10 protein-coding genes are annotated in these 13,986 nt (G+C 65.6%); 5 read left to right on the top strand and 5 right to left on the bottom strand.

Annotation, left to right across the window (positions count from 1 at the left end; translation table 11 throughout):
- Positions 1-43 precede the first annotated feature (43 nt).
- From RBA41_RS26385 to serB, 4 genes are all read left to right on the top strand, one after another.
- On the top strand, positions 44-1,045 hold the full coding sequence (locus RBA41_RS26385; protein WP_306627292.1) for an HDOD domain-containing protein: 1,002 nt from the start codon (positions 44-46) through the stop codon (positions 1,043-1,045).
- On the top strand, positions 1,045-1,983 hold the full coding sequence (locus RBA41_RS26380; protein ID WP_306627291.1) for a 5'-nucleotidase: 939 nt from the start codon (positions 1,045-1,047) through the stop codon (positions 1,981-1,983). The genes RBA41_RS26385 and RBA41_RS26380 overlap by 1 nt, the downstream gene beginning before the upstream one ends.
- 85 nt (positions 1,984-2,068) lie before the next feature.
- Positions 2,069-5,524 carry a transcription-repair coupling factor gene (gene mfd / locus RBA41_RS26375; RefSeq protein ID WP_306627289.1) on the top strand — a complete coding sequence of 1,152 codons (3,456 nt, stop codon included), beginning with the start codon at positions 2,069-2,071 and terminating at the stop codon, positions 5,522-5,524.
- A gap of 16 nt (positions 5,525-5,540) precedes the next feature.
- Positions 5,541-6,383, top strand: coding sequence for a phosphoserine phosphatase SerB (serB, locus tag RBA41_RS26370; RefSeq protein ID WP_306627328.1), 843 nt, complete (start codon positions 5,541-5,543; stop codon positions 6,381-6,383).
- A 106-nt stretch (positions 6,384-6,489) separates the two neighbouring features.
- Here serB and RBA41_RS26365 read toward each other — a convergent pair whose 3' ends face one another.
- The 3 genes from RBA41_RS26365 to RBA41_RS26355 all read right to left on the bottom strand — a co-directional run bounded on the left by RBA41_RS26365 (position 6,490) and on the right by RBA41_RS26355 (position 9,196).
- On the bottom strand, positions 6,490-7,026 hold the full coding sequence (locus RBA41_RS26365; protein WP_306627287.1) for a GNAT family N-acetyltransferase: 537 nt from the start codon (positions 7,024-7,026) through the stop codon (positions 6,490-6,492).
- Between the two features lie 126 nt (positions 7,027-7,152).
- On the bottom strand, positions 7,153-8,385 hold the full coding sequence (locus tag RBA41_RS26360) for a hypothetical protein (RefSeq protein ID WP_306627285.1): 1,233 nt from the start codon (positions 8,383-8,385) through the stop codon (positions 7,153-7,155).
- The gene (locus RBA41_RS26355) at positions 8,372-9,196 is read right to left on the bottom strand and encodes a hypothetical protein (RefSeq protein ID WP_306627284.1); all 825 of its coding nucleotides are present in this window, start codon (positions 9,194-9,196) and stop codon (positions 8,372-8,374) included. The genes RBA41_RS26360 and RBA41_RS26355 overlap by 14 nt, the downstream gene beginning before the upstream one ends.
- Positions 9,197-9,513: 317 nt before the next feature.
- Here RBA41_RS26355 and RBA41_RS26350 point away from each other — a divergent pair, with 317 nt between their 5' ends.
- A complete protein-coding gene (locus RBA41_RS26350; RefSeq protein ID WP_306627283.1) occupies positions 9,514-11,091 on the top strand; it encodes a sigma 54-interacting transcriptional regulator in 1,578 nt (525 codons plus the stop codon).
- Positions 11,092-11,101: 10 nt separating this feature from the next.
- Here RBA41_RS26350 and RBA41_RS26345 read toward each other — a convergent pair whose 3' ends face one another.
- Both RBA41_RS26345 and RBA41_RS26340 read right to left on the bottom strand, forming a co-directional pair.
- Positions 11,102-11,725 (bottom strand): hypothetical protein, encoded by a 624-nt coding sequence (locus RBA41_RS26345; protein WP_306627281.1) that lies wholly within the window; start codon positions 11,723-11,725, stop codon positions 11,102-11,104.
- Entirely contained in the window at positions 11,722-13,872 is a 2,151-nt protein-coding gene (locus RBA41_RS26340) for a protein kinase domain-containing protein (protein ID WP_306627280.1), read from the bottom strand. The genes RBA41_RS26345 and RBA41_RS26340 overlap by 4 nt, the downstream gene beginning before the upstream one ends.
- Between the last annotated feature and the right edge of the window lie 114 nt (positions 13,873-13,986).

Here is a 13,986-nt window from a genome sequence, read left to right as displayed (position 1 = left end):
AAATCCAAGGGTCAGCCTTTGTGCAGGTATAAAGAGAAACGCGATGAAACGGTGGTTAGATCGATTGTTGGGCAGCGACAGCGAAGAAAGCAAGCCTGCGCCCGCCCCTGTCGCGCCCGCGCCCGCTCCAGTGCGTGTGCGCGCACCCGACCCCGTGCACGCGCAGCAGGTCGATGCCCTTTTCTACCGCTGGCTGGCCGGCATCACGCCCAACAGCGGCCCATCGAGTGACGAAAAAATCATTCTTGTCGATCTGGCCTACATGGGCCAGTTGCCGATCGACGAGATCGCCCTTGCGCCCAGCATGCCCGCCCTGTTTCCGCAATTGCTGCGCAGCATGCGCGACAATACCGTTTCCGGTGCCGACCTGGCGCGCCAGCTGTCGCAGGACAAGGAACTGGTCGCCGAGATACTGCGCGAAGCGAACCGTCCCTGCCACCACCCCCACTACCACACCAACGACCCGGTCACCACGGTCGAACGGGCCACCATGCTGCTGGGGGTGAACGGCTTGCGCATGCTGGTCGGACGCGCCTCGCTGCTGCCGATCATCATCAGCATGACACCAGGGCCGTTTTCGCAATTGTCCACGCCGCTGCTGTGGCGCCAGTGCGAAAAATGCGCGCTGGCGGCCAGCGTGCTGGCGCCGGCGGTGCGCGCCAACCCGGTCGAAGCGTATTTCGCCGGGCTGCTGTACAACCTGGGCCTGATCGTTTCGTTCCGCCTGCTCGACCAGGTCAATACCGAGCCCGCGCTGCCGCAATCGGAAGCGTTCATCATCGCCCTGCACGCGCAGGCGCGCGCCTTGTCGGTGCGGATCGCCGGGGCGTGGGGCTTTCCTGATACAGTGACGTCCGCCATCGAGCAGGCCGGCCAGCCGGACGGCACGCCGCTCTCGCAGGCGCTGGCGCTGGGCGACATGATCAGCCGCCTGCGCATGCTGGTCGACTCGGCCCACTTCGAGGCCGACGACCCGTTCGTGCTCGAAGGGCTGGACGCGGCCGGCCTGGCCTGTTTCGAGGAACTCCAGAATGAGGATGAGTGATGTCGTTCGAGATTGAGGGAAAGCTGGTGATCGGCGTGGCGTCGAGCGCCCTGTTCGACCTGACCGCCTCGCACCAGGTGTACCTGGACAGCGGAGCGGACGAATACCGCAGGTACCAGGAGCGCAATCTCGACGTCATTCTGGGCAAGGGCGTGGCGTTTCCCTTCATCCGCCGCTTCCTGGCCATCAACAAGGTCTTCCCGCGCCATAATCCCGTGGAAGTGGTGCTCTTTTCCCGCAATTCGCCGGAAACGGGACTGCGCGTGATGCGTTCGATCGCCCACTACGGCCTCGATATTTCGCGCGCCGCCTTCATCACCGGCAAGTCGCCCTACACCTATCTGCCGGCGTTCAACGCGGCCCTGTTTTTAAGCGCGAACGAGGAAGACGTCAAGAGCGCCATCGCCGCCAATTATCCGGCCGGTCTGGTGCTGCCATCGAAAATCGTCGATGAGGATGACGACGTCGAACTGCGCGTGGCCTTCGATTTCGACGGCGTGATCGCCGACGACGAATCCGAGACCATCTTCAAGCGCAATAACGATCTCGAGGAATTCCACGCGCACGAAACCAAACACATGGCCATTCCCCACCAGCCGGGGCCCCTGGCCGAGATGTTCCGCAAGCTGTCGCTGATGCAGCGGCTGGAAGAACGCGCACAGCGGCGCGACCCGGGCTACAAGAAGGTGCTGCGCATCGCCATCATCACCGCCCGCAACGCGCCATCGCACGAGCGCGTGGTGACCACGCTCAAAAGCTGGGGCGTGTCGGCCAGCGAAACCTTCTTCCTGGGCGGGATGAACAAGACGCGCGTGCTGTCGATCTTCAAGCCGCATATTTTCTTCGACGACCAGCTCACGCACCTGACGTCCTCGCCCGGAGGGACGATCCCGATGGTGCATGTGCCGTTCGGGATTGCCAATCGGCGTCCGGCGTAGGTCCCCGCGGGTCGCAGGCCGGGCGCAGTCACCGTTATCCATATCCAGCTATAATTAGCCGTCCCGCTCACAGCCCGCAGCCCGCATGCCTTTCGATTTAAAGAAATCACTCCCGAAATCCGGTAACCGCTTCGCCCTTCCGACCCTGTACGGATCCTCGGACGCGTATGCGCTGGCGGTGGCGGCGCTCGAACTCAAATCGGCAAAGCAGATGCTCACCGTGATCGTGGCCAACGCCAGCGACGGCCAGCGCCTGCTCGATGAAATCCCCTGGTTCGCCGACGGCAAGCTGGCCTGCCACCTGCTGCCCGACTGGGAAACGCTGCCCTACGACGCCTTTTCGCCGCACCAGGACCTGGTCTCCGAACGCCTGGCGACCCTGCACGAAATCCAGAACGGCCAGTGCGACGTCCTGATCGTGCCGGCCACCACGGCCCTGGTGCGCCTGGCGCCGCCATCGTTTTTGGCCGCCTACACCTTCTTCTTCAAGCAGGGCGAAAAGCTCGACGAAACGCGGCTCAAGGCACAACTGACCCTGGCTGGCTACACCCACAATTCGCAGGTGATGTCGCCCGGCGAATACTCGGTGCGCGGGGGCCTGATCGACCTGTTCCCGATGGGTTCCGCCCTGCCCTACCGGCTCGACCTGTTCGGCGACGAAATCGAAACCATCCGCACTTTCGACGCCGACACCCAGCGCTCGCTCTACCCGGTGCGCGAAGTGCGCCTGCTGCCCGGGCGCGAATTCCCGATGGACGAAGCGGCCCGCACCACCTTCCGCAGCCGCTGGCGCGAACGCTTCGAGGGCGATCCATCGCGCTCGGTGGTGTACAAGGACGTCAGCAGCGGCATCGCCTCGGCCGGTATCGAATACTACCTGCCGCTGTTCTTCGAGCAGACCGCGACCCTGTTCGACTACCTGCCGCAAAAGGCCAGCCTGGCGCTGGTGGGCGACATCGACGGCGCCATCAAGCGCTTCTGGCTCGATACCGAATCGCGCTACCGCTTCCTCAAGGCCGACCGCGACCGCCCGATCCTGGCGCCCGATGAACTGTTCCTGAGCGACGAGAACTTCTTCACCCTGGCCAAATCGTACGGGCGCTGGGTCCTCACCAAGGACGCAGACCTGCAGGCGTCCGAACTGTCGGCGCCGATTCCCAACATTGCGGTGAACCGCCGCATCGACGATCCGCTGACCAATCTGCGCGCCTACCTGCTGCAAAACCAGCAACACGACTCGCGCGTGATGATCTGCGCCGAATCGAACGGCCGGCGCGAAACGCTGCAGCAGTACTTCAACGAATACAACCTGGCGCTGGTGCCGGTCGAAGGCTTCGCCGGCTTCGTGCAGTCCGACGCCAGACTGGCGCTGGGCGTAGCGCCCCTGCAGGCCGGCTTCGAATTGTCGGAGCTTGGCACCGGCAACCTGATTTTCATCACCGAGACCGAGCTGTATGCGGGTTCGGGCCGGCGCGCCGGCAAGAAGAAGCAGGAAGGCGTGACCCAGGTCGAGTCGATGGTGCGCGACCTGTCGGAACTCAAGATCGGCGACCCGGTCGTGCACATCAACCACGGCATCGGGCGCTACATGGGCCTGACCAGCATGGACCTGGGCGAAGGCGAAACCGAATTCCTGCACCTCGAATACGCCAAGGATACCAAGCTGTATGTGCCGGTCTCGCAGCTGCATGTGATCTCGCGCTACTCGGGCGCCTCGCCCGAAGACGCGCCGCTGCACGCCTTAGGGTCGGGCCAGTGGGAAAAGGCCAAGCGCAAGGCGGCCGAACAGGTGCGCGACACCGCCGCCGAACTGCTTGACCTGTACGCGCGGCGCGCGCTGCGCCAGGGCCACTCCTTCGAATACTCGGCGCACGACTACCAGAACTTCGCCGACAGTTTCGGCTTCGAGGAAACGCCCGACCAGGCCGAGGCAATCAACAACGTCATCAAGGACATGACCGCCGGCAAACCGATGGACCGCCTGGTGTGCGGCGACGTCGGTTTCGGCAAGACCGAGGTGGCGCTGCGCGCCGCCTTCATCGCCGTCATGGGCGGCAAGCAGGTCGCGATCCTGGCGCCGACCACCCTGCTGGCCGAACAGCACGCGCAAACCTTCGCCGACCGTTTCGCCGACTGGCCGGTGCGCATCGCCGAACTGTCGCGCTTCAGGACCGGCAAGGAAATCAACAACGCGATCAAGGGCATGGCCGACGGCACGCTCGACATCGTGATCGGCACCCACAAGCTGCTTTCGCCGGACGTGCAGTTTACCCGTCTGGGCCTGGTCATCATCGACGAAGAACACCGCTTCGGCGTGCGCCAGAAGGAAGCGCTCAAGGCCCTGCGCGCCGAAGTCGACGTGCTCACGCTCACCGCCACGCCGATTCCGCGCACGCTGGGCATGGCGCTGGAAGGCTTGCGCGACTTTTCGATCATCGCCACCGCGCCGCAAAAGCGCCTGGCGATCAAGACGTTCGTGCGCAGCGAAGACGGCTCGATCATCCGCGAAGCGTGTTTGCGCGAACTCAAACGCGGCGGCCAGATCTACTTCCTGCACAATGAAGTCGAGACCATCCAGAACCGCTTCGCCATGCTCACCGAGCTGCTGCCGGAAGCGCGCATCGGCGTCGCCCACGGCCAGATGCACGAGCGCGACCTGGAAAAGGTGATGCGCGACTTCGTGGCGCAGCGCTATAACATTTTGCTGTGCACCACCATCATCGAAACCGGCATCGACGTGCCGACCGCGAACACCATCATCATGCACCGCGCCGACAAATTCGGCCTCGCGCAGCTGCACCAGCTGCGCGGGCGCGTGGGCCGTTCGCACCACCAGGCCTATGCCTATCTGCTGGTCACCGATGTGAGCAGCCTGACCAAACAGGCGCAGCGCCGGCTCGACGCCATCCAGCAGATGGAAGAACTGGGCAGCGGCTTTTTCCTGGCGATGCACGACCTGGAAATCCGCGGCGCCGGCGAAGTGCTGGGCGAGAACCAGTCCGGCGAAATGCTCGAAATCGGCTTCCAGCTGTATTCCGACATGCTCAACGCAGCGGTTCGTTCGCTCAAGGCCGGCAAGGAACCCGACCTGGCCGCGCCGCTGGCCACCACCACCGAAATCAACCTGCACGTGCCGGCGCTGCTGCCGGCCGACTTCTGCGGCGATGTGCACGAACGCCTGTCGATCTACAAGCGCCTGGCCAACTGCGGCGCGCAGGAAAAGATCGACGACATGCAGGAAGAGCTGATCGACCGCTTCGGCAAGCTGCCCGACCCGGTCAAGGCCCTGATCGAAACGCACCGCCTGCGCATCGCCGCCAAAACGGTCGGCATCATCAAGATCGATGCCCACGGCGAAGCGGCCAGCCTGCAGTTCATGGTCAATCCGCCGATCGACTCGATGCGCATCATCACGCTGATCCAGAAGAACCGCCACATCAAGCTGGCCGGCCAGGACAAGCTGAAAATCACCGCCAGCATGCCGGATCTCGCGGCGCGGGTCACGCAGGTCAAGCAAACGATTAAACAACTGTTAGCGTAAAACGAACATGACGACCATGAACCTGGTGCTGCAAGGCCCTGACACGACCATCGACACCCTGCGCCGCATCGCCGCACTGGCCAATCCGGCGCGCGTGAGGGAGCTGGGCCCGCGCGCCATCCGCTGCGAACGGATCGATTTTTCCGAGGTCCTCAAGCAGACCATCGAGGTGGCCGCCGGCGCGGCCCGCATCGACGCCACCTTCATCGCGCCCGGGCGCACCCTGGCCGACTTCCGGCTGGTGGCGATGGACATGGACTCGACTCTCATCACCATCGAATGCATCGACGAAATCGCCGACATGCAGGGGCTCAAACCCCAGGTGGCGGCCATTACCGAGGCGGCCATGCGCGGTGAACTGGAGTTTTCCGAAAGCCTGACGCGGCGCGTGGCGCTGCTCGCGGGCCTGGACGCCTCGGCGCTCGAACGGGTGTACGAGGAACGCCTCGCCATTTCCATGGGTGGCGAAGCGATGCTGGCGGCAGTGTGCGCGGCCGGCCTGCGCACGCTGCTGGTGTCGGGCGGCTTCACCTTCTTCACCGAGCGCCTGAAAACGCGTCTGGGGCTCGATTACACGCATGCCAACGTGCTGGAAATCGTCGACGGCAAGCTTACCGGGCGCGTGCTGGGCGGGATCGTCGACGCCGAGGAAAAAAAGCGCACGGTCGAACGCGTATGCGCCGACATCGGCATCGACACGTCGCAGGCAATCGTCATGGGCGACGGCGCCAACGACCTGCGCATGATGAGCATCGCCGGCCTGTCGGTGGCGTTCCGCGCCAAGCCCGTGGTGCGCGCCCAGGCCGACGTGGCGCTGACCTACACGGGCCTGGACGGCCTGCTCGCCATCCTCGCGTAAGCTCCCCGCCTGTACCTCGCCGTCTTGCAATATTTCCTAACCGGGGTCAGACCTCCGATTCGAAATGTTTTTGTTTCTAATCGGAGGTCTGACCCCGGTTAGGAAACTAAGTTGGCAGGCTGCGCCCCATGCGCGTCAGGCGGATCGCCACGCCGCCGGCGAGCGGCAGCACGATCGGCTCGATCGCCACGAAGCCGTGTGCCAGGTACAGCGGTTCGCCCGGCATGGTCGATACCAGTTCCAGCGAACGGAAACCGGCCTGCGCGGCCGCCTCCATGCAGTGCCGCAGCAGCATGCTGCCAAGCCCTTTGCGCGCCATCGCCGGGTCGACGAAGAACGCGCGGATGCGCGCCGGCTCGGTGGCCGGATCGAGCAGGCGGTCGTTGCCCTGCTTGGCGCCGTCGCCGCCGAAATCGGTGGCGCGCCGGCTCCAGCCGCCGCAGGCGACCACGGTGTCGCCATCGTCAATCGCGAAATACGTCCCGTCCCGCACCAGCGCGCTATCGACGCCGAACACCTCGCGCGTGACGGCGGCGGCTTCCTGCGGCGTGTAGAACCCTGCGGCCAGGCCGATTCCGGAACGCTCGATGAGCGCGTCGAGCTGCGGTTTTTCGGACAGGCGCGCCAGGCGGATGGTGAACATGCGATCTCCAGGTGTGAGTGTTCAAGCAATTATAGGCGACCCGGGCGGCCAAAAAAAACGCGCACTCGGGGTGCGCGTTAAAGGAGACGACGGGTGCAGCGGCAGGCGCGGTGGAACGCCGTCCGCCTATCGTCTGGCTGTAATCCTCGTTCGATCGAGGTTATGCGGGTTCTTCGCCTGCTCCACTGGCACGGCGTTGATTGTCAGGATGCCCCAGATGAAATCGTTGGCAACGATTTCGGCCGGCAGTTTCACCGTACCCATGGGGTGCGATGTGAGTTGTTTGAGGTACGCTCTGCCGTCGCGGCTAAAGCCCGCGCTGGCGTGGCAGGAGATGCACGAGGAACGCTTGATCGGAATCCCGGCCGCGACCCGCTCGGTGAACGAATTGCCGTGCATGAGCGGCTCGCCGCCGGGCGCCACGAAGGCGATTTCGGACGCCTTGAGGCAGTAGTTGTGCCACGCCGGCGCCACGCGCTTGACCTCGAACAGTTTTTTCAAGGCCGGCGTCTTGGCGCAGTCGGCGTACTGGCCGTTCCGCGTGCCCGCCAGCGGGGCGATCCGGCGCCGCGCCGCGCCGTAGCTGTCGTTGCAGCCCATGGTGTCGCAGCGGCCCGGATTGAGGCGGTGCTCGAAGCTGGCCCAGACCCAGTTCGGCGCATCCTTGGAGCTGATGTGCATGGCCACCATCGCAAAGGTGGTGTCCTGCGCGCTGGTAGTGTGGAACTGGGCGCGCACCTGCGCCGCGTTCAGGCGCACGCCGTTGCGTCCCAGCCAGGCGACCAGGGTATCGACCGGCACCCAGTCGGCCTTGACCTGGACCGCGTCTTCCGGCAGCGACACGCGCCAGCCGCCCTGCGCCTTCTGGTAGGCGGCCGCCAGCCCGGCCTGGGTATGCAACTGGTTCTGCACGATGTAGCGGTAAGTGGCGAGGTTGCGCCTGACTTCTTCGGCAAAGCACGGCGCCTGGCCGGGCTGCGCGGCCTCGACCGGAAAATTGCCCGAGGCGGCATTGGCCACCGCGCCGCAGTCGCCGCCGAGGGCACCCAGGCTGCCATGGGGCGCCAGCACGCGCTGCAGCACGCTGCTGCGCAGGCGCCGCGGGCCGGGGTCCTCGCCGGGCCAGGCCGGGGTCTCGGTGTAGATGTTTTCGTCGCTGGCCCAGGTTTCGAATTCGACCCGGCCGCGCCCCGCCGGCGCCACGATGCCGGCGAAGTGCTGCCATGCCAGCCGGTCCGAGTGGATGCCGTTCGCCAGCAGGCCGCCGCTGGCGCCGACCGCGCTGGCGGCGCGCGCCGGCAGGTCCACCGCCATCGCCAGCAGCGCCATGCCGATCAGGATCCAGTCACGCAGCTTCAAGCATGACTCCATACGCGGTAATGCCGCTCGGCGGGGCTGATTTTTGCACCTTGCGGGCGGCGAACCACCCGGTCAGGCGGCCGTCCTGGCTGCTGATGATGGGACACGAGGCGCTCAGCATCGTGCCGCGCCCGTTTTCGCCCACCAGCGCCCCGCCGCCGGCCACCACGGCATTGCCGTGGGGCGCCGCCACCAGCGCGCTCGGGTAGCCGGTCAGCAGGCTGGTGTTCGATACGATGTGGGCTTCCAGCGCCACGTCCGGCCCGGTGCGGATGCCGATCACGAACGCGGTCACGCGGGCCTGGTCGGCCGCGTCGTGGTCGCGCCCGGAAGCGCTCCAGCCGCAGATCTTGCCGTCGGCGCCGATCAGCGGGTAGCTGGCCGTGAGCATGTTGCCGTTGACGGGGGAGGCGTAGTTGTCCTGGGCGCCGCCGCCGGTGCCGATCCAGCCGGCGCCGAGCTTGACGCTCACGCCCGGCTCCGACACCAGCGCGCTGGTGGCAGAAAATACTTGCTGCTCGACCTTGACCGGCACGCCGTCGCGGGTGATGCGGATGCCCACCGCGTACACCGCCAGCGGCACCGGGTCGGCCAGGCCGAAATCGCGGCCGGCCGCGGTCCAGCCGTTGAAGACGCCGGCGTGGTTGCGGGTCGGGTAGCAGGCGGTCAGCGTGTTCGAGGTGCCGCGGCCCATGTCGTAGGCGCCGCCGCCGGTCAGCGTAAAGCCGGGCGGCAGCCATACCTGGGCCGTCGGCCCGGTTGCCCGGGTGGCCACGCCAACAAATGCATAACTCTCGATCACGATACCCATGTTTCCAACTCTCTCCGGCGGTTTAGCCACTTGCAGCCCGACAAGGCCACGCTTAGGTACATAGCAACTCCCGTGCCACACTGATAAGTGCGAAAATGGCATGGCAATTCCCTGATTTACAAGGCAAAACATGTCAACGGGCATGTAAAGCGAGGGTTATTTACATGTTCAGGGGCAAGATGACGCGCATGCGCCCGGAGGGGAGATGACACGAAACGTGTAAAACACGTGTAAAGCGCAGTCCCTTTACATGTCAACAATTGCCGGGCTTGCTCTATAATTGGCAATTACTAAACGCTGTGCCATGGAGCCGAACGGTGAATGATGTTGATAACACGCTGACGACACAGCTTTTCTCGCAGAAAAATGGCATCACCAGTGCCTTGCTGGGCCTGACGATCCTGTGGCACCCGGAAACCGAGCGCATCGGCGAGCAGTTCATCGGACCGGCCGAGGAAGGCGCGATCGAGGTGTGCCGCTACGCTCCGCTGTTTTTCCGTCCCGGCCAGGATGGCATCGCGCTGGGCCACCGGGCGATCGCGCGCGCGCCGCTGATGGTGCGCCGTACCGCCGATGACGGCGTCGAACTGGCCGCGCCCGACAGCCGCATGGCGCTCGAAGTCAATGGCACGCTGCTGAGCGGCACGCGCAGTTTCACCCGCGAGGAGGTGGGCGCCGGCGTGGTGCTGGGCCTGGGCGGCCATGTGCTGCTGTGCCTGCACTGGATGACGAGTTTTCCCCGCCCTAACCTGTTTCCCGGCCTGCTGGGCGTGAGCAGCGGCGCCATCGCCACGCGCGAACTGATCCGCCAGGTGGCGGGCACCGACCTGGCCGTGCTGCTACTGGGCGAAACCGGTACCGGCAAGGATGTGGCCGCGCGCGCGATCCATCAGGCCAGCAAGCGCAGCGCCAATCCGCTGGTGGCGGTGAACATGGCGACCCTGAGCGAGTCGCTGGCCGCGGCCGACCTGTTCGGTGCGGCCAAGGGCGCGTACACGGGCGCGCAGGCGCCGCGCCAGGGACTGTTTGCCGAAGCCGATGGCGGCACCCTGTTCCTCGACGAGCTGGGCGACACGCCGGCCTCGGTGCAGCCGATGCTGCTGCGGGTGCTGGAAACGGGCTGCTACCGCCCGCTCGGCGCGAGCCAGGATGCGCGCACCACGGCGCGCCTGATCGCCGCCACCGACCAGGATCTGGACGCGCGCGGGTTCAACCAGCCTTTGCTGCGCCGCATGGAAGCGTTCGTGATCCGGGTGCCGACCTTGCGCGAGCGGCGCGAAGATATTGGGGTGCTGCTGCTGCACATGCTCAAGGGCTGCGGCTTGAAAGCCGAGGAGCTGGCCGCCTTTCCCCCGGCGCTGGTGAGCGAGATGTGCAATTACGACTGGCCGGGCAATATCCGCCAGCTGGCCAATGTGGCGCGGCGCATGGTGATGGCGCTGCAGGCGGGCGAGCGCCCGCTGCTGTCGCAGTATGTGCAGGCGCCGGCGCCGCTGCGCTCGGCCAGCGCCAGCCTGGCCGCCCCGAACGGGCAGCCGAACGGGCAGCCGCACGAACAGCCGCGCAGCGCCAGCCTGAAAGCGCCGCTCGATACCGCGCCGCGGCGCAAGCTGGCCGAGGTCAGCAACGACGACCTGCTCGGCGCGCTGGAAGAACACGGCTGGCAGATCAGCGGCGCGGCCCAGCAGCTGGGCCTGTCGCGGCCCTCGCTGTACAAGCTCATCGAAGCCCATCCGGCAATCCGCCCGGCGGCCCTGATTCCGCGCGACGAACTCGATGCCGCCCTGCGCGCCCATGGCGGCGACCTGGCCCTGTGCGCATCGCTCCTCAAAACCCCGAGCGAGGCGCTGCGCCGCCACTTGCGGGTGCTGGGCCTGGACGCCGGCACCAGCTAGCTTACCCGGATCAGGCCGGCAAGCTGCCGACCACCTCGCCTTCCGGCATGCACGCGACGACGCCGTCGGTGTCAGCCATGTCCGGCGGGGTGACGCCGGCGCCGACCACGCCTTCCGGATCGAACACGAACACGCGCGTGTCCTGCTTGCCGGAGCGGCGCGTGATCTCGACGGTCAGCACGAACGAGACTTCCCAGCGGCCGGTATCTTCGCCGACGGTGAGGAAGTTGTCCCATTTGCGCGACATCGTGTGGTATTTGCGCCCGTCATCCTCGCTCTCCCTGGCACGGGGCGGGCCGAATTCGTCGGGGGCGATCGCCACGCAGGCGCCGGCCACGCCGTCGAACGGCGACGGGCTGGCGTAGGTGGCCAGCTGGCCGGGGGCGATACAGACGATTTGCGGGCGGGTAATGAGGGAGCAATCGAGCACCTTGAACGACTCGAACCGCTCATAGCCGCCCGCACGCACCTTGATGTGCACCAGTTCGCCCATCGTGAAATAGATGGCGCCGGCGTAACGGCCGGTGAGCGGGTTGCCATCCCCATCCTTGCGGCTGAACTTCCATTCCAGCGTTTCGCCGATCTGGTTGATGTCGAAGTTTGCTTCAAGAAGCATCGATGTCGCTTTCTTCATTTATCACTTTCTGTGGTGGAATCAAAGTACCGCGGGTCGCGCCGCAGCGCGATCAGATCGGGCTCGGCGTTGATGAGATGGAGAGGATAACCTCGCTCGCGCGCCGCCGCCAGCTCCGCCAGGGCGCGGTCGCGCTCGCCCAGCAGCTCGTAAGCCATGAGCGCGCGAAAGCGCAGGTTGGGGTCTTCCGGCCGCATTTCCACCGCGCGCCGGGTATGCTCGAGCGCGGCGGCACGCTCGCCCAGGCGCGCGCCGTACAGCCCCATGCGCGACTGGAAGGTGGCGTCGCCCGGGGCATCGGTCAGCATCGGCTTGAGCATCCCGATCGCTTGCCGGTAAGCCTTGCGCGAATCTTCCTCGCGCCCCGGAATCCAGCGCAGGGTATCGCCCAGGTTCGCCCAGCGCAGGTAATCGGAGGTGGTCGCGAACGGGGGCGCGACGGCGCGCTCGAAGGCCTCGGCCGCGCCGACGTAATCGCCACGGTTGAACAGGGCATTGCCCAGATTGGTGTAGAGCCCGCCCGTCGGACGCACCTGCAAGCCTTGCTGCAACACTTGCAGGCTTTCATCCATGCGGTTCTGGCGCTGCAAGGCAAGGCTGAGGTTGGCGTAGGAACTGACCGTATCCGGTTGCAGCTTGATGCTATGCCGGAAAGCCGCTTCGGCGGCCTTGAGCTGACCCTGCTCGAAATACATGGTGCCCAGCAAATCCTGCAGCACGTGGTCGGCCGGATAGATCTTGATCGCATCGCGCAAGGTGCGTTCGGCCTCGGCATAGCGGCGCGAACGCGTCAGGGCGTTGCTCTTGGTAATCAGGCCGAACCAGTTGAGCGGGTCGAGCCGCAAGGCATGGTCGGCCAGCGACAGCGCCTCCGGCAGCCGGCGCTGGCCCGAGCGCACGGTCGACTGGGCCGCGTAGCCCAGCGCCAGCTGGGGGTTGAGCTTGATGGCCAGCTGGGCGCTGGCATCGGCGCGCCTGAGCCAGACGTCGTCGCGGTGTTCGCTGGTTTGCTTGAAGCAGTAGGCGAACGACAATCCCGCGGCGGCGGCGGCGTGATTCGGATCGCGCGCGAGAATGGCGCTGAAGCTGCGCTCGGCCAGGTCCAGGCTCTCGGGCCGTTCGAAGGTCCGCAGCGCCGTCAGTCCGGTCTGCATCGCCGTCGCTTCGGAAAAGAAGGGATCGTTGCGCTGGTACCAGTCGTTCAGCACACCGGTGCGCAGCACGCCGCCCACTCCGATCGCCAGCGCGGCCAGGACCATGGCAACGCGCACTTTCTTCTTGCCGAACAGCGTCGCCGCGCGTTCGCGCCCGCCGCCGTCGACCTCGCCGGGGACGGATGCGGGATTGAGCTGGCGCAGCACCGCATCCTGCACCGCCTGCATCGAGGCCAGCCGGTCCTCGACCTTGCGCGCCGTCATGGCGCGCACCAGCGCGATCACGCCCGGCGCGGTGTGCGGCGGAAACGGCCACAAGTCGGACGAAGATTGAATGTGGGCGGCGGCCAGCGCCAGCCCGCTCAGGTGCGAAAACGGCCGGGTACCGGTCAGCAACTCGTACATCACCACGCCGAGCGCATACACATCGCTTTGCGGGCTCAGGGTGGAACCCATCATCAGTTCCGGCGCCAGATAGGCGATAGTGCCCTCGGTCTGGTCGAAGGCGATCGATTCGGTCGCTTGCGGATCGATCTTGCGCGCCAGGCCGAAGTCCATGATGCGCACCTTGCCGGACGCTTCGAGCATCAGGTTGGCCGGCTTGATATCGCCGTGGATCAGTTGGGCCGCGTGGGCTTCGCGCATGGCGTCGGCCACCTGGGCCACGATGTCGAGAACTTTGTCTTGGGGCATCGGACCGCTCTTGCCCGCTTCGCGCAAGGTGCAGCCATCGACGAATTCCATGATGATCGACTGGTGGGCCGCATCGCCCTCGATCGAGAAGATGCGCACAAAGCTCGGATGGCGCAGGGACGCGGCCAGGCGCGCCTCGTCGAGCAGGTTTTCCGGCCGCGACGACAGCAATTGCGGTTTGAGTCGCTTGATGGCGATGGTACGCTGGAGCTTGGAATCCCAGGCCTCGTATACCTGCCCGAAGCCACCCTCACCCAACAGACGCTTCAGCCGATAATGACCCAGTTCTTGCTCATCCACCTGCAAATCGCGCTCCACGTCGTCTAGTTATGTAAACATTTCCATAGTGTACATGTAGGAAGGTGTCAATGACAAAAAAGTTTCGTATGATGTCATCGTTGTAACAAGCTGTAA

Origin of the sequence: Massilia scottii, assembly GCF_030846495.1 — a bacterium.
In the GTDB taxonomy this organism is placed as follows: Bacteria; Pseudomonadota; Gammaproteobacteria; order Burkholderiales; family Burkholderiaceae_D; genus Telluria_A; species Telluria_A violaceinigra.
Note: the sequence above shows the minus strand (reverse complement) of the source record. Positions and strands in the feature narration are given on the sequence as shown.

Bases quoted from the DNA above. Each gene is read 5' to 3' on its own strand.
- mfd (WP_306627289.1), top strand. From the start codon at position 2,069: ATGCCTTTCGATTTAAAGAAATCACTCCCGAAATCCGGTAACCGCTTC.
- RBA41_RS26365 (WP_306627287.1), bottom strand. From the start codon at position 7,026: ATGTTCACCATCCGCCTGGCGCGCCTGTCCGAAAAACCGCAGCTCGAC.
- RBA41_RS26345 (WP_306627281.1), bottom strand. From the start codon at position 11,725: ATGAAGAAAGCGACATCGATGCTTCTTGAAGCAAACTTCGACATCAAC.
- RBA41_RS26380 (WP_306627291.1), top strand. From the start codon at position 1,045: ATGTCGTTCGAGATTGAGGGAAAGCTGGTGATCGGCGTGGCGTCGAGC.
- RBA41_RS26355 (WP_306627284.1), bottom strand. From the start codon at position 9,196: ATGGGTATCGTGATCGAGAGTTATGCATTTGTTGGCGTGGCCACCCGG.
- RBA41_RS26385 (WP_306627292.1), top strand. From the start codon at position 44: ATGAAACGGTGGTTAGATCGATTGTTGGGCAGCGACAGCGAAGAAAGC.
- serB (WP_306627328.1), top strand. From the start codon at position 5,541: ATGAACCTGGTGCTGCAAGGCCCTGACACGACCATCGACACCCTGCGC.